Below are 18,184 nucleotides of genomic sequence, written 5' to 3'. Positions count from 1 at the left end.
GTAGCCGGGCCCGGCCGGGCCAGCGAATATCGGCGGCCGTCCCACCTCCGTCCTAACTAGTGCCTGACGCGGCACTAGTAGCCGACGGTGAACCGCCTGCCCGGGTGCGCGTCGCGCTCGATCTCGTCGACCAGTGCGACGGCGTAGTCCTCCGTGGAGATCAGGCTGTGGCCCTCGTCGTCCACGACCAGATCGTCGTCGCCCAGGCGGTACGTTCCCGTCCGCTCGCCCGGCTCGATCCGCGCGGCCGGGCTGAGGTTGGTCCAGCGGACCTCGTCCACCGGCACGGTCCGCAGGAAGTCGAGCGCGTCCCCGTGGGCGTGCATGACGGCGAGGATCGGTTCGGGGATTCCGGCCTGGTCCCAGACCAGCGGCCCGCCGGGGGTACGGAGCGAACCCGCCCCGCCCACGGTGATCACACGCGGCCGGGATCCGTCCGCGCCGAGCGCCTGTACACCGCCGATCAGCGATTTGACGGCGCTGAGGAGGGTTCCGGGATCCCCCGGGCCCGGCCCGAACGCGCTGACCACCACGTCCTGCCCGGCCGCCGTCTGGGTCACGGACGAGGGGTCGAGGATGTTGCCGGGTACGACGGCGGCCGTGCCCGGGTCCGCCCCGGCGAGGCGTGCGGGATCGCGTACGACGGCCGTGACCTGGTGCCCGCGTCCGAGTGCTTCGTGCAGCACCCGGGATCCGATGGTGCCGGTCGCGCCGAAGAGTGCGATCTTCGCCATGGCGACTCCTGGGGGGTGGAGGCTGTGGGGACCCCGGCCGGGGCCCGCCGGCCCATCCAAGCGAATCCCGCCGCCCGAGCCCGGCAGCGCCACGCGGTGAGCGACAGACGGCCAGCGACAGACGGCCAGCGACAGACGGCCAGCGACAGACGGTCAGTGGCAGACGGCCGGCGACGGGGACGGTCAAGGGCAGACGGTCAGTGGCACAGCGCCACGATGGACGGGTCCACCGTCCCCCGGGCCGCCGCGCACAGCGGTGCCATGTCGTACGTGCGGTTCGGCGCGGGCCTCGCCTTACGGGGCTTCGCGGCCGGACCCGCACCCGGCGCCGGGGCGGGCCGACCGTGCTCGGCCCGCCGGGGCCGGTCCGGACGCTCCGGCCGGTCCGGACGATCGTGGCGGTGCTGCGCAGCCCCGGGCTCCGCGGCACCCGGCACGGAGACGGGCACCCCAGCCTCCGGAGCAACGGACGGCTCCGCCGCAAGAGTCGACGCGGAAGCCGACGCGGTCCCCGGTAGCGTGCCCAACGGCCGCGCCTCCAAGGTCGGTTCCGACGGCAGGGCCGTCCGTACACCCGTCGGCACCAGTCGCGTCCCGGGCCCTGACCCCGGCGCGTCCGGCCGTACGGTCACACACCCGGCCGTCAGGGCCAGCGCGACAACGATCAGGGGCACCCACGGTCCCCGGCACGACTCCATCCGCCCACCCTGCCGCACGAAACCCCGGCCTCCCGCACGCGCTCACCCGCACGGGTGGTGGGAGGAACCGGAAGAGACGGCCTACGCCCCGCACGTCACGCTGTCGCGCGGGGTGTAAGTGGTCTTCATCGTCTCCCGCTTGACCTTTTGTCCGCCCTTCACGAACACCCGGTCCACGGCCACGTCGAAGCCCTCCAGCGGGGACTGCGGCTCGCACTTCGGGCCGGTGTCCGTGCGCGTGGCCGGCGGTGTGACGTTCGTACGGGGACCCTTGGTCGCGCGTATCTCGTCGTACCGCTTGGTCCCCAGGAAGGTGATGGTGATCGAGGTGTCGGTCGCCTCGGCCTGGATGTAGAGGGCCTTGCCCGAGTCGTTGGCGAAGCGCAGGTCCAGGCTGCCCCATGCCACGGTGGCCTCGCGGCCCTCCGGGTAGCGCTCGATGTAGAAGGAATGGGCCCCGTACTCGACGGGCTTGACGCCCGAGAAGAACATCGCGTTGAAGACGGTGGTGGCGACCGCCGAGACCCCGCCGCCCGAGGCCTTCTCGTACTGGCCGTTGTTGATGATCAGACCGTCGACGAAGCCGTTCTCCTTCGTCCGCTCGCCGACCCGGCGGTTGAAGCTCCACGTCTCGTCGGGCATCACGAGCGAGCCGTTGATCAGCTCGGCGGCCCGGCCGATGTTCGTCGTGCGGTACGGGGCCTTCTCGAACTCGACCGTGAAGGTCGACATCCGCTCCTTGATGCCCAGCTGCTCGACCGTGTCCTTGGACAGCTTCGGCCGCACGGCCTCCGTGGGGACCTCGCCCGTACGCTCCGCGGCGCCCGTCCCGGTCAGCAGCGGCAGCACGGCGGCGCCGAGGCCCTGCTCGCTGATCCGGCGCCCGGCGGTGCCCTCCTCGGCGACGGCCACCCGCCCGGCGGAATCCGTGCGCAGCTCGGCCTCGACGGGGCCGGGCGTGGCCCGGCGGAGCGGCCCGGCGAGCTCGGGGTCGGCGAGCAGCGCCTTGGCGTCGAGAGCAGGGGCGAGGCGGCCCTGGCCGTCGTCCTTGAGGGAGAGGTGCCTGGCGAGGACGGCAGGGCCGACGGGTATGCGCTCGCCGTCCACGGTGAGGGTGATCGGCGCGGACATCGCGGGCTCCGCGAACTCCCTCAGCGCCCGCTCCGTCTCCTGCTGCCCGATACGGGGCTCCGTGCGCCGGACGGGCAGATCGACGGGCTCCCCGGCTCCGGCGGCGCCCCGGGGGTAGGCGGAGCGCAGCACGTCGAGGGAGCCGTCGACGTCGAGGGCGGTGCCGGTGACCGGGGCCACCGCCTTGGCCCTGCCCTTCCCGGAGGCGGCCCCGGAGGCGGCCTCGGACGCGGCCTCGAAGGCGATCGAGCCCTCCCGGGCCTCCTGCTCGGCCTTCGCCCCGATCCCGTCCAGCGTGGCGCGGGCCGTCTTCTCGTCGAGCCGGACCACCGGCTCGACGTCGGGATCACCGGAGGCGAACAGCCGCCCGATCACGCTGACGGGGCCGGAACCGGAGCGCGCGGCCCGGTCGGCGGTGGCGCCGGTGTCCAGGGACAGGCCGAGCGTGCCCGGGTGCGCCTGCTCGGAGCGCTCCCCGATCCGCAGCCCCAGCGGGGCCGCGGCGGAGGGGCCGAGCTCCCGGTCCAGGGTCTGCCGGGCCTCGGTGCGGCTCATCCCGCCTATGTCGACCCCGCGCACCTTCGTCCCGGCGGCGACCTCCTCGCCCGCCAGCAGCAGACCGGTGGCGTACAACCCGCCGAAGCCGAGGACCGCGGCGCCGCCGGCCACGCCCGCGACGCCCGGCACGGTCCACCGCTTGCCGGTGGCCGCCCGGGTGCCCGTACGGGGTGCGCGTCGCATGTCTGGGTCGCTCCTTGCTCCGGTGACGTGGTCGGACCGGCGGTTTTCATGCCGCCAGTCCGCCCCCGCAACGTAGCAAGATCCATGTAACCAGGTAATAAGGAGGTATAGAACTGGCAAAGGCTTCGGGGTGATCTCCGTAACCCGGGGGCCGTCCGCGCTGTTGCACAGGCGGCGGGTCCAACCACGGTGAACGCCCCCAAGGTGAATGCCTCCATGGTGAACGCCCCTACGGTGATGGGAGTCCGATGCCGCAGCTGACCGACGAGACCACGACGAACGACGCGGTCGACACCCCGGCCCCGTCCCCGGTCCCGGCCCCGAGCACCTGGATGACGCCGGAGGAGTACGGGGCCTCTCGGGCCGCGCTCTGGACCGGCGCCGTCGTCCTCGTCACCGACTCGGAGGGCCGCGTGCTCCTCCAGAGCGTCGACTACCGCACCGACCGGCTGCTGCCCGGCGGCGCGGTGGACGCGGCCGAGGCGCCGTCCGCGGCGGCCGCCCGGGAGATGTACGAAGAGCTCGGAGTCGACGGCCGCTACCCGCGCGGCCTCGCCGTCGACTGGATCCCCGCCGACGCGCCCGGGTTCCCGCCCGCGATGCGCTTCCCCGGCGAGATCCTGCACGTCTTCGACGGAGGCACCTGGAGCCGGGAGCGGATCGAGTCCGTCCGGCTCCCCGCGCAGGAGATCACCGGCATCCACTTCGCCGAGCCGGCCGAACTGCCCGGCCTCATGGACGCGGGCGACGCCCGCCGCGCGCTCTCCGCCCTGCGGGCGCGGATCAACGGCGGCGGCACCGCCCTGCTGGAGGACGGCCGCCCCACCACACCCACCGCCCTGGACCTGCTCGGCGTCCTGCGCACCCGCCGCCCGCGGCAGCACGGAACCTGGCACCCCGCGCCGGCCCCCGTCCCCGCGCACGCGCCGCTGCGGGACCCGGCCGGCTGGCTGTTCGCCCCCGACGGCCGGGTCCTGCTGCTCATCGCCCGCGCCACCGGCACGGCGCACCTCCCGTCCCCGCAGGCGGGACCGACCGCGGGCGAGTTCCCGCTGGGCCACCGCTACGCCGACCGGTGCGCGCACCCCCGTACCGCCGCCCGGCTCACGGCCGTGCCACCGGGCCCCGACCCGGCGTACGCGCGCCTCCTCGCCACCCCCGAACAGGTCCGCGAACTCAGCGACTGGGGCGCGGCGGGCCAGGAGGAGCTCGCTGCCGTCCACGCCGCCCGCACCCGCCTCTCCCTCCCGACCCCGCCCCGCACCCCGCCGACGGAACTGCCTCAGGAGGGCTGCCACTGGTGACCCGGACCCGGCACCGGGGCACCCGGTCCCGCACGCGGAGCGGAGCTCCGCCCCTCAATCCCCGGTCCTCGGCCCGTGGTCCCGCAGCATGGGGGGATGAGCGAGACTGCGATCACCTACACCGTGTACGTCCAGGCCGACCCCGCCCGGGTGTGGCAGGCCCTGACCGAGCCCGCGTTCACCCGCCGCTACTGGGGGCTCGACTTCGAGACCGACTGGCGGGTGGGATCGACCATGGACTGGGTGGAGCGCGGGGCGCGGACCAGCGATCCGGAGCAGGTGGTCCTGGAGTGCGTACCGCATCGGCGGCTCGCCTACACCTGGCACACCTTCACTCCGCAGTGGGCGGCCTCCGTGGGCATCGGCGAGGAACTGCGCGCCGAGCTGGCGCGCGAGCGGCGCACGAAGGTGACGTACGAGATCGAGCCGGTCGGTGACACGCTCGCGCGGCTGACCATCCTCCACGAGGGCTTCGAACCGGGCGGCACCCTCATCGGCATGTGCGGCCGCGCCTGGCCGATGCTCGCGTCCAGCCTCAAGACCCTCCTGGAAACCGGCGCCCCGCTGCCGGAGCAGGGCCACGCGAACACCCAGGGCGCGGGCGGCTACGAGAGCCACGGAACGGGGAGCTAGGGGGTCTCTCGGGGACGGTCTCCGGAGCCTGTGATCATGGTGGGAGACCATCGACCGGGAGCCCTGATCCACTGACATGTCACTCGCACTCGCACACCCTCCGTTTCGAGCAGGTGACCCCGTGACGCTCGCCGAGATACTCGACGCGGCCGCCGCCGGCCGCTTTCCCGCGCCCGACGGAACCACCACCGTCGTGCCGCAGCCGAACCCCCGCGACGCCGGGGTGCTCGCCTTCACCGCGCACTCCGTGGTCTTCACCGACGAGGACCCCGACTGGGTACGGTCCACCCTCGCCGCCATCGACTGCGACGCGCTCGCGGCCACCATGAACCCGCGGTTCCTCGTCGCACTCCTGGACCGCACCGGCCGGAGCCACGACACCACCGACCTGCTCACGGTCGCCGACGCGCTCCCCGGCGAACCCGCCCTGGAACTCCGGGAGATCGACGACCAGGATCACCCCCGGGTCCGCCGGGCCCGCAAGCGCCGTGACGGCGTACGGGTCTGGGCGACCCCCGCCGGCGGGGGAGTGGTCGTACTCGGCCGCGGCGTGGCGGGCCGCTGGGAGACGGCCGTCGAGGTGGACGAGGGGGTCCGGCACCGGGGGCTGGGCCGGGAACTGGCCCGCGCCGCCCGCCACCTGGTCCCGGACGGGGCTCCGGTCTGGTCCCAGCAGTCCACCGGCAACACGCGCAGCATCCGCGCGTTCCAGGCCGCCGGGTACCGGCCGGTCGGCGCGGAAGCCCTGATGCTGGCTCCGGCCCGGCAAGACACCCCCTAGGGAACGGCTCCGATGCCACCCTGACCACCGGCCGTTCACCGGAGTCGTGTGGAATGGAGGCATGGGGAGAAGCGAGTACCAGATACGTCCGGCCGAGCACTGGCGCTACGCCCGGCACCTGGAGTCCCTGGCCGCCGTGTCCGGTGAGCCCGCGGAAGCCGAGACCGTGGCCGCCGTCCTGCGCGATCCGGACCCGGTGATGGCCGAGAGCGCGGTCGTCACGCACCTGGACCGGCGGGCGGCCCGGCTCCTGGCCGACGAGGCCTTCCCCGCCTGGGCGCGGGCCGTGGGCGACGCCCTCGGCGGCCGGACCTTCGCCGCCCGCAGGCTGCGGGAGTGGACCCTCCTGAAGGACATCACCCGGGGCGAGCCCTGGTCAGGGGCGGAGCTGCTCGCCGCCTCCGACTGGTGCCAGCGCACGGCGGCCCAGTCGCTGCACGCGGACGAGGCCCTGCGGCTGCTCGCCGCCGGGGCCCGTACCCGCCGGGTCCGCAACGCGGCGGCCCAGCGGCTGCTCCGTCGGGCTGCCTGACCTGCGAGGATAATCGTTTGTCCAGCCCGCCTGCGGCGGCGATGATGCCGCAATGACTTCCTTCACGGCCCCGGACGGGACCACGCTCGCCTTTCACGTCATCGGAGAGGGCGAGCCGCTGATCTGCCTGCCCGGAGGCCCCATGTGCGCCGGTGCGTACCTCGGAGACCTCGGCGGGCTGTCGGAGCACCGTCAGTTGATCGTCCTCGACCTGCGCGGCACGGGCGACTCCGCGCTCCCGGCCGACCCGGCCACGTACCGCTGCGACCGGCAGGTCGAGGACGTCGAGGCCCTGCGCCTCCACCTCGGCCTGGAGACGATCGACCTGCTCGCGCACTCGGCCTCCGGCGACCTCGCCCTGCTCTACGCGGCCCGCCATCCGGAGCGGATCCGCTCCCTCGTGCTGGTCACGGCCCGCGCACGGGCGCTGGGAGTCGACTTCCCGGTGGAGGGCCGCAAGGAGGCCATCGCGCTGCGCGCCGGGGAGTCCTGGTTCGAGGGCACCCGCCAGGCCCGGGACGCGGTCTGGGGCGGCACCGCGACCGAGGCCGACTGGGACGCCATGATCCCGTTCAGCTACGGCCGCTGGGACGAGGCGGCCAGGCAGCACGAGGCGTTCACCGCCGCGTCGTGCAACGAGGAGGCCTCGCAGCTCTTCGTGGCTGGGGAGGCCTTCGACCCGGAGTCCGCGCGCGCCGTCCTCGGGAAGCTGGACGCGCCGGTGCTGGTCCTGGCGGGCGACGTGGACACCGGTCCCCGGCCCGAGGCCGCCCGCGAGACGGCCGCGTGGTTCCCCCGGGCCGAGGTGGTCGTCCAGGCGGGCACCGCCCACTACCCCTGGCTCGACGACGCCGAGGCCTTCAAGCGGACCGTACGGACCTTCCTCGACGGGGTGTGACGAAGCGGGGGGGGGGGGGGGCGCGGGGGGCGGCGGGGGGGGGGGCGGGGCGGGCGCCCGGGGGGGGGGGGCGGGGCCCGCGCGCGCCCCCCCCCCCCCCGCCCCCCCCCGCGGGGGGCCCCCGGCCGCTCAGCTCGTCACCTGCGGTGTCCCGCTACTTCGTGCCCCGTCGCACCCGGGCCGCCGCGCGGGCCTCCGCGGCCTGCCGGGCCTCGATGGTCCTACGGGACTCCTTGCCCTTCCCGGGCCGCCCGGGCCGGGTCCCGATCCCGCGGAAGCCGAGGTCCGTGCCCGAGGGCCGGCCCTTGGCGTCGGTGGCCGCGGCGCCGGCCAGCGGCACGCCGGAGGGGGCCTTCGCACCGGTGATCCGGCTCAGCGCCGCCTCGCCGGAGCGGACCTGGGTGATGGTCGGGCGGATCTTGGCGTCGGCCATCAGCCGGACCATGTCGCGCCGCTGGTTCGGGGTGACCAGGGTGACGACCTTGCCGGACTCGCCGGCCCTGGCCGTGCGGCCGCCGCGGTGCAGGTAGTCCTTGCTGTCGGCCGGCGGGTCCACGTTGACCACGAGGTCCAGGTCCTCGATGTGGATGCCGCGTGCGGCGACGTTGGTCGCGACCAGGACGTTGAGCAGGCCGTCCTTGAACTGCCCCAGGGTCCGTGTGCGCTGCGGCTGCGACTTCCCGCTGTGCAGCCCCTCCGCCCGTACGCCCATGGCCCGCAGGTGCTTCACGAACTGGTCGACGCCGTGCTTGGTGTCCAGGAACATCAGCACCCGGCCCTCGCGCGCCGCGATCTCGGTCGCGGCCGAGATCTTGTCGGCGGCGTGGATGTGCAGCACGTGGTGGTCCATGGTCGACACCGAGGCGGACTGCGGGTCCACGGAGTGGCCGACCGGGTCCTTCAGGTACCGCTGGACCAGCTGGTCGACGTTGCGGTCCAAGGTGGCCGAGAACAGCATCCGCTGACCGGCGTGGTGCACCTGGTCGAGGATCTCGGTGACCTGCGGCATGAAGCCCATGTCGCACATCTGGTCGGCCTCGTCGAGGACGACGATCTTCACGCGCTCCAGGTGGACGTCGCGCCGCCCGATCAGGTCGCTCAGCCGCCCGGGGGTGGCCACCACGATCTCGGCGCCGGTGCGCAGCGCGCCCGTCTGCTTGCCGATCGACAGGCCGCCGACGACCGTGGCGAGCCGCAGCTTCAGGGCCTGCGCGTACGGGGCCAGGGCCTCGGTCACCTGCTGCGCCAGTTCGCGCGTCGGTACGAGGACCAGCGCGAGCGGCCGCTTCGGGTCCGCCTGCTGTCCCGCCGTACGGGCCAGCATGGCCAGGCCGAAGGCGAGGGTCTTGCCCGAGCCGGTCCGGCCGCGGCCGAGGATGTCACGGCCCGCGAGGGAGTTGGGGAGCGTCGCCGCCTGGATGGGGAACGGCTCGGCCACCCCCTGGTCGGCCATCGTCGTCACCAGCTCAGGGGGCAGGCCGAGCTCCGCGAAGGACTCCACCGGCGGCAGCGCCGGCGAGGTCGTCCGGGGCATGGAGTACTCGCCCTGGGGGCCGAGGGTGCGGGGGGTCTTGCCGCCGCCCTTCGAACCGCCCTTCGGGCTTGCCTTGGCTCCGGCCTTGATGCCGAAGCGCCCATGAGCCGACGGGTTCTTCATGCAGAACCTTCCGTGAGACGAACAAGATGTTCGAGAGTGCGACGAGAACGTCGCGAAAAGTCGAATTTTACCATTGGGACTAAGGGGCCACCGGCCCGAGCTCCGCGGCCCGCACCCGATCCAGATGCGGGCTGTACGGCGGCGGGCGCGGCCCTGTGCGCGTCCTGGACCTCCGGCATCTGGATCGGCCTCGCGGTCGTGGCCGTGGCGGGGATCGTCACCTGGCTGCTGCACCTCGCCGGCTGGGGCAAGCCGAGCGGCCCCCGTCCCCAGGACCAGTGGGACTGGCGGGTCCGCGACACCGCCGCCCACACCGGTCACGCAGACTGCCTGGGCTGCCGGATCAGCGGGCCGCGGCGAGGGAGCGCAGTAGCCCTTCGGCCTCGATCCGCCGTGTCGTCGCCCGCTGCGGATAGCAGCGCATGAACATCCGGGTGAAGTGCTCCCCGTAGTGGATCACCGCGCCCTCCGCGGCCCGGCCCTGGTCGAGCGGGCGGATCCGGGCGCCGAAGCGCGGCTCGTGGAAGTAGGCGAGGGCGTGCCGCTCCCGGTCGGCGAGCCGCACCTTGTGCGGGGTGGACAGCAGGGCGCCGCCGGTCATGAACTGGAGGATGTCCCCGGGGAAGACGGTCAGCACCCCCGGTACCGGCCGCACGAAGGTCCAGCCGGGCCGGTCCTCGGCGAAGCCCGCCGTGCTCTCGCCCGGCAGCCAGTTGCGCGGGCGGGGCTCGCCCGCCACCGGAGGCCGTACCCAGAGCCCGCCCACCTCGTCCTGCGCGGCGATCACGAGGAGTCCGTAGTCGGTGTGGGCGCCGATCCCGCGCTCGGCTGTCCGTGCGGCGGCGGGGAAGCGCAGCACCCGCATGTGGTGCCAGCCGCCGCGGGTCAGCCCCGCCAGCCGGTCGATGCCGGCCGGTCCGAGACCCAGCCCCAGGGCCACCAGCCGCAGCAGCCGTTCGCCCAGTCCGCCGACACCCGCCAGGTACGCCTCCATGGCCGCCCGGTACTCCGGATCGGGCCAGGGGACCGGTCCGTGGCAGGGCAGTCCGGCGGCCGCGCCGGGATCGATGTCCGGGGTGATGGTGAAGATCTCCGAGGCGTCCGGCCGCCCCGCCGTCACCTCCTCGCCCGAGGCGATGTACCCGCTGTACGAGGTGTCGTTGACGTACGCCGCCTTCTCGGCCGGGGGCCGGGCGAAGAACCGGCCGCTCACCGCCAGCGCGGCCCGCGTACGGGCCTCCTGCGCGGAGTCGACGGCCACCTGGAAGATCCCGTCGCGCTGCCAGGCGCGGAGCATCGCCCCGCCCAGCACGGCGTCCGCCGCCGTTCCGGCGATCCGCCGCGGTACCTCGAAGGTAGCGAGCCCGCCCATGCCGGTCCCCTCTCGAATCGCCCTCCACGGCCCGTGTGAAGGCCTGCTCCCTCGTTTCACGGACGGGGCGGAGAAAAGTTCGAATAGCGGGAAGCACCCCGGTTGGCCGCGCTTGGCGTGTGCTCGGGCCGATCAATGGGCAGGATCGGGACCGGCCGCGTGTGCGGCCGGTGGAACGTTGTGAAGGATCAGTACAGATGGCAACAGGCATCGTGAAGTGGTTCAACTCGGAGAAGGGCTTCGGCTTCATCCAGCAGGACGACGGCGGTCCCGACGTGTTCGTGCACTTCTCCGCCATCCAGACCAGCGGCTTCAAGTCGCTGGAAGAGGGTCAGAAGGTCGAGTACGACGTCACCCAGGGGCCGAAGGGCCCCCAGGCGGAGCAGGTGATGGCCCTCTAACGCCGCTTCACGGGCCCGGCCCGTGACGTGAGCCCCGTCCGGTCCTCGGGCGGGGCTCACGCACGTGAGGCGCGGACGGGTAGCGTGAGCCGGATGATGACGGGCACGCCGGACACCCGGCTGATCGTGCTGCGCGGCAACTCCGCGTCCGGCAAGTCCTCGGTGGCCGAGGAGATCCGCGACCGCCACGGCAGCGGCATCGCGCTCGTGGGCCAGGACACCCTGCGGCGGGTGGTCCTGCGCGAACGCGACACCCCCGGCGCGGCGAACATCGGGCTGATCGGCAGCGTGGCGCGGTACGCGCTGGACCACGGATTCCACGTCATCGTCGAGGGGATCCTCTACGCGGACCGCTACGGCCCCATGCTCGACGCCCTGCGCCGCGCCCACCGGGGGCGGACCCACTTCTACTACCTCGACGTGCCGTTCGAGGAGACCGTGCGGCGCCACGCGGGCAAGCCCCGGGCCGCCGCCGAGTACGGAGAGGTCGAGATGCGCGAGTGGTACCGGCCGCTCGACCTGCTGTCCGGGGACTGGGAGAGCATCGTCGGGGCCGCGGACTCCCTGGAGGACACCGTCGCCCGGGTGATGGAGGAGACCGGCCTGTCGGCCTCCGGCGCGGCCGGGTGAGGGCCTGCGCCGTCTAACCGGCCCGGTGCAGGGCCAGTAGGAGTGGCCAGATCCGGTCGGCCAGCTCGGCCGGGTCCGCCAGGTCCGCCGGGAACTCGCCGTGCAGCCAGTCCGCGAGGACGCCGGTGAAGGCGGCCGCCACCGCCGAGGCGACCAGATCGGGCCGGGGTGCGCCGACCGCCGCCCGCTCGGCCCGGCTGCGGGCGCGCAGCTCCCGGTACAGGCGTTCGCCGAGCGGGCCGCCGCCTCCCGGCAGGAGCAGGGTGCGGTAGAGCGGGGCCCGGTCGGCGGCGCCGGCGAGGAACCCGGCCAGTGCGGCGGGCGGGCGGGCCGGGGCGGGTGCCGAGGGTTCCGTCTGCCAGGCGTGCAGGGCGTCGACCGCCGCGTGCACGACTTCGGCGCACGCGTCCACCGCGAGCGCGGTGAGGTCCTCGTAGTGCAGGTAGAACGTGGCGCGGCCGACGCCGGCCCGGCGGACCACCGCCGAGACGCTGACCTCGGCGAGCGGCCGGTCCGCGCATTCCGCGAGGAGGCTCTCGCGCAGCCGCGCCATGGTGCGCAGGGTGCGGGGATCCGTGCGGGGGAGGCCGGAGGTCACGCGGCGAGCAGCGCCGCGCCCAGGGCGAGGGCGCCGGGCAGGGCCTGGGCGATCAGGATCCGGCGGTTGGCGGTCGCGGCCCCGTACACCCCGGCGACGATCACGCAGACCAGGAAGAAGATCTGCGCGGCCAGCGAGCCGGTGACGAGCGACCAGACCAGGCCGGCGGCGAGGAACCCGTTGTAGAGGCCCTGGTTGGCGGCGAGCGGAGCGGTCAGGCGGGCGGTGTCGGCGTCGAAGCCGTGCAGGGCTCGGCCGGGCGGCCGCTGCCACAGGAACATCTCCAGCACCAGGATGTACGCGTGCAGTGCGGCGACGAGGCCGATGAGGATCGTTGCGACCGTGTGCACGGCCACCTCCCTGGGGGCGGGGTGAGCGAAGACCGGTCCCTCCGACTTCCTGGACAACTGTACAGGAAGTGGTGTCGCGGTCCGAGGCCCGCGGCGCGGATACCCTGGCCGCATGACTGCGCTCGTATATGAAGACTTCGGCACCGGACGACACCGCGAGGCCTCGCTGATCCGGCACGCGCTCGGCAGCGTGCACGACGAGGCGCTGGTCGCGGGCCTGGCGGGCGGGATCGGCTTCATGTACTTCGTCTTCGAGTACGCCGGCCGCCCGCCGATGCCGACGATCGTCGCCCAGGCCCACCCCGACCCCTGGGTCCAGGTGGCCCTCGGCCGCCTGAACATCCCGTACGAGGCCACGCGCAGCGCCAAGCCCCGCTGGAACCGGGTCGAGGCCGCGCTCGACGCCGGCGCTCCGGTGTTCTGCACCGTCAACCGGTCCGGGCTGCCCTGGCACGGCCCCGCCGCCGTGGCCGAGCTGGCCGCCGCGGACCCGTACGTGGTGGTCGTCGTCGGCTACGAGGGCGACACCTACTACGTCGAGGACGGGGCCCCGACCCCCTACGCGATCGGCCGCGAAGAGTTCGGCGCCGCCTGGTCCGGACACAAGAAGGGCCGCCACCAGATGGTGGTGACCACCGGGAAGCCCGCCGGGGAGCCGGACCTGGACGCCGCGATCGCCCACACCGTCGGCCGTCTCACCGGTCCGGTGCTCGGCAACCACTTCGACGTCAACTTCGGCTTCTCCGGCATGGAGAAGTTCGCCGCGCAGCTGCGCGACACCACTACGAAGACGGGCTGGGAGCGTCGGTTCGCCACCCCCGAGGCCTTCGCGCTGGGCACCGCCCGGCTGCACGCCTGCCTGGAGGAGGAGTGGACTTCCCAGGGCGCCACCCGGCCGCTGTACGCGGACTTCCTCGATCTCGCCGGGCACGCGGAGGCGGCCGGTCTCTTCCGGAGCTCCGGCGAGCAGTGGTCGAAGCTCGCGGAGCTGGCCCGTACGGCCGACCCGGAGTCCGACGCCGCCGCGCGCCGGGAGCTCTTCGACGCCTGCGCGGAGCTGGTGGACGCATCCCTGGCGCTGGAGCGGGAGGCGGCCGGCCTGCTGTCGCCGGCCGCACCCGCCGTGTAGGCCGCAGGGCCTGTCGTCAGCGGTCCTCCTTGACCGTGATCGCCGACACCGGGCACGCGCGGGCGGCCTCCCGCAGCAGCGGGCTGCCGCCGCCGTCCTCGCGTCCCGGCAGCAGCGCGCCGAAGCCGTCGTCGTCCTGGGTGAAGACCCCGGGTGCCGTCAGGGCGCACTGGCCGGCCCCGATGCAGACGGCCGTGTCGATGGAGATGTGTGCGGGGGACATCGGGCTCCTCACCACGCCACGGGGAGTTCGATCATGCCCTGGATGGTGTCCCCGGGCTTGAACGGGATCCGGTCCGGCTCGGCGGCCAGCCGCAGTCCCGGCAGCCGGTCGAAGAGGGTGCCGAGCGCGATCTCCATTTCGGCGCGGGCCAGGTTCTGGCCCAGGCACTGGTGGATGCCGAAGCCGAAGGCCAGGTGGTGCCGGGCGGGCCGGTGCCAGTCCAGGTCGTCGGGCTGCGCGAAGACGGCCTCGTCGCGGTTGATGACGGAGGTGGAGAAGATCACCCCGTCGTCGGCGCGCACGGTCACCCCGCCGATCTCGATGTCCTCCTTCGCCACCCGCAGCATGCCGTCCGCGATCGACAGGAACCGCATCAGCTCCTCCACCGCCGCCGACATCAGGGCCGGGTCGGCGCGCAGCTCGGCCAGCTGCTCGGGGTGGCTGAGCAGGGTGAACGTACCGAGCGAGATCATGTTGGCCGTGGTCTCGTGTCCCGCGATCAGCAGGATCGCGGCCAGCGAGACCAGCTCCTCGACATCGGTCTCCCCGGTCTCCAGCCGCTGGGCGACGAGTTCGTCCAGCAGCCCGTCGCCGGGGTGCTCGCGCTTGTGCCCGATGAGCTCGCGCAGATAGCCGTTGAGCTGATCGCGGGCATCCTCCACGTCGGCGACTTCCGGTCCGCGCAGCAGCCGCCGCGACTGGCTCTCGAAGAACTCGTGGTCCTCGTACGGGACTCCGAGCAGCGCGCAGATCACCATCGACGGCACCGGAAGGGCGAAGGCGCCGACCAGTTCCGCGCGCGGGCCGGCCGCGACCATCTCGTCGATCAGCCGGTCCACGGTCTCCTGGATACGGGGCCGCAGGGCGGCGGTCCGCTTCAGCGAGAAGCTCGGGATCAACATCCTGCGCTGGGCGTTGTGTTCGGGGTCGTCGACGCCGAGCAGGGCGCTGCGCCGGTTCTGCAGGCCCTTGAACCGCGCGGTGGGGGCGGGGAACTCGGGGTTCAGGCGGTCGGACGACAGCCGGCCGTCGGAGAGCAGGGCCCGCGCTTCGGCGTGCCCGGAGACCACCCACACGGAGCGGCCGTCGAAGAGCGTGACCCGGGAGAGCGGCCGGCCGGTCCGCAGTGGTTCGTAAGCGGCCGGCGGGTGATAGGGACAGGTCCGGTCCTGGGGGAAGGCAACGGTCTTCTCGGACATAGAGCACCTCGCACGCGGTGGTTCCGTTTCGCCGGAACCCATTACATGCCTCAGGCACCTATCCGATCCATGTGACTTTCAGCCAGATTGATTTCCTTCGCCCGGACGGCCTACGACAGGCCCTAGAGGTGGGGGTCCAGGAACGCCCGGAACTCCTCGCGCGTCATCGGCCCGGCCTGGGTCGCGACCGCCTCGCCGCCCTTGAGGAGGACGGCGGTCGGAGCGCCGGTGACCTCGTACCGCTTGGTCTGCGCGGGGCAGCGGGTGATGTCCGTACGGACGGCCGTCAGCCGCGTCCCGTACTCCTGGGCCAGCTCGGCGACGACCGAGTCCATCGCGCGGCAGGCCTCGACGGCCTTCGGCCAGCTCCCGCAGAAGTAGGCGAGCACGGGCCCGTCCGTCATGCCGAGGATGAACTCGAACTCCTGGTCCTCCAGTGGCTGGTGTACCAGACGTGCCATGGGTGGTGCTCCGCTCCGTGTGTGCCCTGCGATCCGAGAGGTGGTTCCCATCATCGCCGGTCGGCCGCGGTGGGTGTTGTCAGTGCCGTCTGTGAAGCTGGACGGTATGGACGACAGGATGCTCCGGCGCCGGGTCTACGGCGCCGATCACGATGACCCCGACCCGGGGCCGCTCCAGGGGCACGCCTACGGCGAGCTCGTCGGAGGTCCCCTCGACGGGCTGCTGCTCGACATCACGGGCTGGAGCGGGCCGCAGCTCGACGAAGAGGTCAGGCTCCCGACGGAGATAGGGCGCTACGGTCCGGGCGGCCGGGCGCACTACCGGCGCCGCGCGCAGGATCCCGGGCGCTGGGACTGGTCGGGCGACAGCCGCTGAGCTCAGCGGGCCGCCGCGGCCCGGCTCACGATGCGGCCCGGCTCACGCCGCTGCCCGGCTCACGCCGCGGGCCCACATCACCAGCGGGACCTGGAGCGGCAGCCGGCCGACCGCGACGGCCCGCAGGGCGGGGGAGCGGTGGCGGGCGTCGGCGGCCATCTTGACGTTCGCGGGGAAGACGCCGACGAAGAACGCGGCCGTCGCCATCGCCGCGACGCGGCGGGTCCGCGGGTGGGCGACCCCGGCGGCCAGCGCGAGCTCCGCGACGCCGCTCGCGTACGTCCACGCGCGCGGGCTGCCGGGCAGCGACCGCGGCACGATCGCGTCGAACTGCTTCGGGATGACCGCGTGCGCCACCCCCGCGGTGGCCAGCAGACCGGCGAGCAGCAGGGGTGAGGAAGGTATGCGCGGCATCGGGAGGATCCTCTCGCAGGGGCCTGGGCCCGGCGATCCTACTCGCCGGTAGCGCGTGGTGGGCGGGCCTTCGGTGCTTGCGGTTGGCAGTCACCAAAGATTCTTTGAAGAATTCCCGGGGGAGCTGTCGATCCGGGCGCCTCCCGTTCGACGCAAGGGTGAGAGGCGGGGAAAGCCCCCGTCCTCCCCGACCGAGGAGTCACCATGCCGCGCTTCCTTTCCATGGTCCGCATCGACGAGCAGAGCCTCACCCCCGACACCCCGTTCCCGGCGGACTTCGAGCAGCGCATGGGCGCGCTGCTGGAGGAGATCACCAAGGCCGGGGTCATGCTGGACACCGCCGGTCTGCTCCCCACCTCCGAGGGCACCAGGGTCACCTGGTCCGGCGGCAAGCTCAGCTACACCGACGGCCCCTTCACCGAGACCAAGGAGGTCGTCGGCGGGTACGCCCTCATGCAGTGCAAGGACAAGGACGAGGCGCTGGAGTGGACCAAGCGCTTCCTGGAGGTCCACCCCGAGAACTGGACGGTCGGCATCGAGCTCCGCCAGATCGACGAGGGCCCCGGCGGTCCGCAGGCCTGATCGCCTTCGGCTCCGCCTCCGCCTACGCGTGTTCCTTCGCCTTCGCGTTTGCCCTGCCTCGTCACGGCTGCTCTGATGGGTGGCCGTGACGGCAGTGGATACGACCCGAGCGGTCGAAGCGGTGTTCAGGATCGAGTCGGCCCGGATCATCGCGGGCGTGGCCCGCATCGTGCGCGACGTCGGCATCGCCGAGGAACTCGCGCAGGACGCGCTGGTCGCCGCGCTGGAGCAGTGGCCGCGGTCGGGTGTCCCGGACAAGCCGGGCGCCTGGCTGATGGCCACCGCCAAGCATCGTGCCATCGACCTCGTCCGCCGCAAGGAGACCTACGCGCGCAAGCTCGCCGAGGTCGGTCGCACCCTGGAGGACGAGCCGCCGGCCTCGGAGTCGGCCGAGCTCGCCGATCCCGAGGACATCGACGACGACCTGCTGCGGCTGATCTTCACCGCCTGTCACCCCGTGCTCGCCACGGACGCCCGGATCGCGCTCACCCTGCGCCTCATGGGAGGGCTGACGACCCAGGAGATCGCCCGCGCCTTCCTCTCCTCCGAGCCGACGGTCGCCCAGCGCATCGTCCGGGCGAAGCGGGCCCTGGCCAAGGCGGCGGTGCCCTTCGAAGTCCCGTACGGGGCCGACCGCGAGGAGCGGCTCGCCTCCGTGCTGGAGGTCATCTACCTCGTCTTCAACGAGGGCTACTCGGCGACCGCGGGCGACGACCTCGTCCGGCCCGCCCTCTGCGAGGACGCCCTGCGCCTCGCCCGCGTCCTGGCCGGCCTGATGCCCAAGGAGCCCGAGGTCCACGGGCTGGCGGCGCTGCTGGAGTTCCAGGCCTCCCGCATCGCCACCCGCACCGGCCCGGCCGGCGAGCCGGTGCTCCTCGCCGACCAGAACAGGGCCAAGTGGAACCGCATGCTGATCCGGCGCGGTGTCGAAGCCCTGCGCCTCGCCGGCACCGGCCCCTACTCGATCCAGGCCGCCATCGCCGGCGCCCACGCCGCCGCGGTCCGGTACGAGGACACCGACTGGCCGACGATCGCCGCCCTCTACGGGCGGCTCGTCCGGCTCGTCCCGTCACCGGTGATCGAGCTCAACCGGGCCGTCGCCGTCTCCATGGCCGAGGGGCCCCGGGCGGCGCTCCCGCTGGTGGACGCCCTGGCCGCGGAACCGGCCCTGCGCTCCTACCACTTGCTGCCCAGCGTACGGGGCGACCTGCTGGAACGGCTCGGCCGCCCGGCGGAAGCCCGCGCGGAGTTCGAGCGCGCCGCCTCGCTCACCCACAACGCCCGGGAACAGGCCCTGCTGCGCGAGCGCGCGGCCCGGCTGGCCGGCTGAGCCCCGGCCC

At 73.5% G+C, this 18,184-nt stretch carries 21 protein-coding genes; 11 read left to right on the top strand and 10 right to left on the bottom strand.

Features of this window, described 5'->3' with window-relative positions; translation table 11 throughout:
* Positions 1-74: 74 nt before the first annotated feature.
* Positions 75-734 (bottom strand): NAD(P)-dependent oxidoreductase, encoded by a 660-nt coding sequence (locus ACFXDJ_RS04310; RefSeq protein WP_384659698.1) that lies wholly within the window; start codon positions 732-734, stop codon positions 75-77.
* Positions 735-1,513: 779 nt separating this feature from the next.
* On the bottom strand, positions 1,514-3,304 hold the full coding sequence (locus ACFXDJ_RS04305) for a VanW family protein (RefSeq protein ID WP_384847714.1): 1,791 nt from the start codon (positions 3,302-3,304) through the stop codon (positions 1,514-1,516).
* A 248-nt stretch (positions 3,305-3,552) separates the two neighbouring features.
* On the opposite strand from ACFXDJ_RS04305, the gene ACFXDJ_RS04300 reads away from it, so the two are divergent.
* The 5 genes from ACFXDJ_RS04300 to ACFXDJ_RS04280 all read left to right on the top strand — a co-directional run bounded on the left by ACFXDJ_RS04300 (position 3,553) and on the right by ACFXDJ_RS04280 (position 7,452).
* Positions 3,553-4,608 (top strand): NUDIX domain-containing protein, encoded by a 1,056-nt coding sequence (locus tag ACFXDJ_RS04300; RefSeq protein WP_384663639.1) that lies wholly within the window; start codon positions 3,553-3,555, stop codon positions 4,606-4,608.
* A gap of 96 nt (positions 4,609-4,704) precedes the next feature.
* The gene (locus ACFXDJ_RS04295; RefSeq protein ID WP_384663641.1) at positions 4,705-5,241 is read left to right on the top strand and encodes an SRPBCC family protein; all 537 of its coding nucleotides are present in this window, start codon (positions 4,705-4,707) and stop codon (positions 5,239-5,241) included.
* 121 nt (positions 5,242-5,362) lie between these two features.
* Positions 5,363-6,022 carry a GNAT family N-acetyltransferase gene (locus ACFXDJ_RS04290; protein ID WP_384663643.1) on the top strand — a complete coding sequence of 220 codons (660 nt, stop codon included), beginning with the start codon at positions 5,363-5,365 and terminating at the stop codon, positions 6,020-6,022.
* Positions 6,023-6,083: 61 nt separating this feature from the next.
* Entirely contained in the window at positions 6,084-6,554 is a 471-nt protein-coding gene (locus ACFXDJ_RS04285; RefSeq protein ID WP_384663644.1) for a hypothetical protein, read from the top strand.
* A 52-nt stretch (positions 6,555-6,606) separates the two neighbouring features.
* A complete protein-coding gene (locus ACFXDJ_RS04280; RefSeq protein WP_384663646.1) occupies positions 6,607-7,452 on the top strand; it encodes an alpha/beta fold hydrolase in 846 nt (281 codons plus the stop codon).
* Positions 7,453-7,606: 154 nt separating this feature from the next.
* Here the strand turns inward: ACFXDJ_RS04280 and ACFXDJ_RS04275 are convergent, their stop codons facing one another.
* Together ACFXDJ_RS04275 and ACFXDJ_RS04270 are read right to left on the bottom strand one after the other, a co-directional pair.
* Positions 7,607-9,109, bottom strand: coding sequence for a DEAD/DEAH box helicase (locus ACFXDJ_RS04275; protein WP_384659277.1), 1,503 nt, complete (start codon positions 9,107-9,109; stop codon positions 7,607-7,609).
* Between the two features lie 343 nt (positions 9,110-9,452).
* Positions 9,453-10,481 (bottom strand): 2-oxoglutarate and iron-dependent oxygenase domain-containing protein, encoded by a 1,029-nt coding sequence (locus ACFXDJ_RS04270; protein WP_384659280.1) that lies wholly within the window; start codon positions 10,479-10,481, stop codon positions 9,453-9,455.
* Between the two features lie 197 nt (positions 10,482-10,678).
* Here ACFXDJ_RS04270 and ACFXDJ_RS04265 point away from each other — a divergent pair, with 197 nt between their 5' ends.
* Both ACFXDJ_RS04265 and ACFXDJ_RS04260 read left to right on the top strand, forming a co-directional pair.
* Positions 10,679-10,882 carry a cold-shock protein gene (locus ACFXDJ_RS04265; protein WP_384659283.1) on the top strand — a complete coding sequence of 68 codons (204 nt, stop codon included), beginning with the start codon at positions 10,679-10,681 and terminating at the stop codon, positions 10,880-10,882.
* A gap of 96 nt (positions 10,883-10,978) precedes the next feature.
* Entirely contained in the window at positions 10,979-11,512 is a 534-nt protein-coding gene (locus tag ACFXDJ_RS04260) for an AAA family ATPase (protein ID WP_384659318.1), read from the top strand.
* A 13-nt stretch (positions 11,513-11,525) separates the two neighbouring features.
* Here the strand turns inward: ACFXDJ_RS04260 and ACFXDJ_RS04255 are convergent, their stop codons facing one another.
* Both ACFXDJ_RS04255 and ACFXDJ_RS04250 read right to left on the bottom strand, forming a co-directional pair.
* Positions 11,526-12,110: a TetR/AcrR family transcriptional regulator gene (locus ACFXDJ_RS04255; protein WP_384659286.1), complete on the bottom strand. Its 585-nt coding sequence runs from the start codon at positions 12,108-12,110 to the stop codon at positions 11,526-11,528.
* Positions 12,107-12,460 (bottom strand): DUF1304 domain-containing protein, encoded by a 354-nt coding sequence (locus ACFXDJ_RS04250; protein ID WP_384659289.1) that lies wholly within the window; start codon positions 12,458-12,460, stop codon positions 12,107-12,109. The genes ACFXDJ_RS04255 and ACFXDJ_RS04250 overlap by 4 nt, the downstream gene beginning before the upstream one ends.
* Before the next feature lie 112 nt (positions 12,461-12,572).
* Between ACFXDJ_RS04250 and ACFXDJ_RS04245 the strand changes: the two genes are divergently transcribed.
* On the top strand, positions 12,573-13,589 hold the full coding sequence (locus tag ACFXDJ_RS04245; RefSeq protein ID WP_384659292.1) for a BtrH N-terminal domain-containing protein: 1,017 nt from the start codon (positions 12,573-12,575) through the stop codon (positions 13,587-13,589).
* Positions 13,590-13,605: 16 nt separating this feature from the next.
* On the opposite strand, the gene ACFXDJ_RS04240 is transcribed toward ACFXDJ_RS04245, so the two are convergent.
* The 3 genes from ACFXDJ_RS04240 to ACFXDJ_RS04230 all read right to left on the bottom strand — a co-directional run bounded on the left by ACFXDJ_RS04240 (position 13,606) and on the right by ACFXDJ_RS04230 (position 15,472).
* A complete protein-coding gene (locus tag ACFXDJ_RS04240) occupies positions 13,606-13,812 on the bottom strand; it encodes a ferredoxin (protein ID WP_384659295.1) in 207 nt (68 codons plus the stop codon).
* Positions 13,813-13,820: 8 nt separating this feature from the next.
* Positions 13,821-15,011 carry a cytochrome P450 gene (locus ACFXDJ_RS04235; RefSeq protein ID WP_384659298.1) on the bottom strand — a complete coding sequence of 397 codons (1,191 nt, stop codon included), beginning with the start codon at positions 15,009-15,011 and terminating at the stop codon, positions 13,821-13,823.
* A 122-nt stretch (positions 15,012-15,133) separates the two neighbouring features.
* Positions 15,134-15,472, bottom strand: coding sequence for a thioredoxin family protein (locus tag ACFXDJ_RS04230; RefSeq protein WP_330294871.1), 339 nt, complete (start codon positions 15,470-15,472; stop codon positions 15,134-15,136).
* A 106-nt stretch (positions 15,473-15,578) separates the two neighbouring features.
* On the opposite strand from ACFXDJ_RS04230, the gene ACFXDJ_RS04225 reads away from it, so the two are divergent.
* Complete coding sequence (locus ACFXDJ_RS04225; RefSeq protein ID WP_384847710.1) at positions 15,579-15,848, top strand: hypothetical protein; 270 nt, start codon at positions 15,579-15,581, stop codon at positions 15,846-15,848.
* A 42-nt stretch (positions 15,849-15,890) separates the two neighbouring features.
* Here ACFXDJ_RS04225 and ACFXDJ_RS04220 read toward each other — a convergent pair whose 3' ends face one another.
* Positions 15,891-16,262: a hypothetical protein gene (locus tag ACFXDJ_RS04220; RefSeq protein ID WP_384847707.1), complete on the bottom strand. Its 372-nt coding sequence runs from the start codon at positions 16,260-16,262 to the stop codon at positions 15,891-15,893.
* A 204-nt stretch (positions 16,263-16,466) separates the two neighbouring features.
* Here ACFXDJ_RS04220 and ACFXDJ_RS04215 point away from each other — a divergent pair, with 204 nt between their 5' ends.
* Both ACFXDJ_RS04215 and ACFXDJ_RS04210 read left to right on the top strand, forming a co-directional pair.
* Entirely contained in the window at positions 16,467-16,844 is a 378-nt protein-coding gene (locus tag ACFXDJ_RS04215; RefSeq protein WP_384659304.1) for a YciI family protein, read from the top strand.
* Positions 16,845-16,923: 79 nt separating this feature from the next.
* Positions 16,924-18,174 carry an RNA polymerase sigma factor gene (locus ACFXDJ_RS04210; RefSeq protein WP_384659307.1) on the top strand — a complete coding sequence of 417 codons (1,251 nt, stop codon included), beginning with the start codon at positions 16,924-16,926 and terminating at the stop codon, positions 18,172-18,174.
* The last annotated feature ends 10 nt before the right edge of the window (positions 18,175-18,184 follow it).

It is taken from the genome of Streptomyces sp. NPDC059443, assembly GCF_042750105.1.
GTDB lineage: Bacteria > Actinomycetota > Actinomycetes > Streptomycetales > Streptomycetaceae > Streptomyces.
The sequence above is the reverse complement of the archived record's forward strand: the minus strand, read 5'-3'. Positions and strand labels throughout refer to the sequence as shown.

What these genes read in the sequence shown, in the direction of transcription:
- ACFXDJ_RS04310 (WP_384659698.1), bottom strand. Translation starts at nt 734, where the DNA reads ATGGCGAAGATCGCACTCTTCGGCGCGACCGGCACCATCGGATCCCGG.
- ACFXDJ_RS04305 (WP_384847714.1), bottom strand. Translation starts at nt 3,304, where the DNA reads ATGCGACGCGCACCCCGTACGGGCACCCGGGCGGCCACCGGCAAGCGG.
- ACFXDJ_RS04300 (WP_384663639.1), top strand. Translation starts at nt 3,553, where the DNA reads ATGCCGCAGCTGACCGACGAGACCACGACGAACGACGCGGTCGACACC.
- ACFXDJ_RS04295 (WP_384663641.1), top strand. Translation starts at nt 4,705, where the DNA reads ATGAGCGAGACTGCGATCACCTACACCGTGTACGTCCAGGCCGACCCC.
- ACFXDJ_RS04285 (WP_384663644.1), top strand. Translation starts at nt 6,084, where the DNA reads ATGGGGAGAAGCGAGTACCAGATACGTCCGGCCGAGCACTGGCGCTAC.
- ACFXDJ_RS04280 (WP_384663646.1), top strand. Translation starts at nt 6,607, where the DNA reads ATGACTTCCTTCACGGCCCCGGACGGGACCACGCTCGCCTTTCACGTC.
- ACFXDJ_RS04275 (WP_384659277.1), bottom strand. Translation starts at nt 9,109, where the DNA reads ATGAAGAACCCGTCGGCTCATGGGCGCTTCGGCATCAAGGCCGGAGCC.
- ACFXDJ_RS04270 (WP_384659280.1), bottom strand. Translation starts at nt 10,481, where the DNA reads ATGGGCGGGCTCGCTACCTTCGAGGTACCGCGGCGGATCGCCGGAACG.
- ACFXDJ_RS04265 (WP_384659283.1), top strand. Translation starts at nt 10,679, where the DNA reads ATGGCAACAGGCATCGTGAAGTGGTTCAACTCGGAGAAGGGCTTCGGC.
- ACFXDJ_RS04260 (WP_384659318.1), top strand. Translation starts at nt 10,979, where the DNA reads ATGACGGGCACGCCGGACACCCGGCTGATCGTGCTGCGCGGCAACTCC.
- ACFXDJ_RS04245 (WP_384659292.1), top strand. Translation starts at nt 12,573, where the DNA reads ATGACTGCGCTCGTATATGAAGACTTCGGCACCGGACGACACCGCGAG.
- ACFXDJ_RS04240 (WP_384659295.1), bottom strand. Translation starts at nt 13,812, where the DNA reads ATGTCCCCCGCACACATCTCCATCGACACGGCCGTCTGCATCGGGGCC.
- ACFXDJ_RS04235 (WP_384659298.1), bottom strand. Translation starts at nt 15,011, where the DNA reads ATGTCCGAGAAGACCGTTGCCTTCCCCCAGGACCGGACCTGTCCCTAT.
- ACFXDJ_RS04230 (WP_330294871.1), bottom strand. Translation starts at nt 15,472, where the DNA reads ATGGCACGTCTGGTACACCAGCCACTGGAGGACCAGGAGTTCGAGTTC.
- ACFXDJ_RS04225 (WP_384847710.1), top strand. Translation starts at nt 15,579, where the DNA reads ATGGACGACAGGATGCTCCGGCGCCGGGTCTACGGCGCCGATCACGAT.
- ACFXDJ_RS04220 (WP_384847707.1), bottom strand. Translation starts at nt 16,262, where the DNA reads ATGCCGCGCATACCTTCCTCACCCCTGCTGCTCGCCGGTCTGCTGGCC.
- ACFXDJ_RS04215 (WP_384659304.1), top strand. Translation starts at nt 16,467, where the DNA reads ATGCCGCGCTTCCTTTCCATGGTCCGCATCGACGAGCAGAGCCTCACC.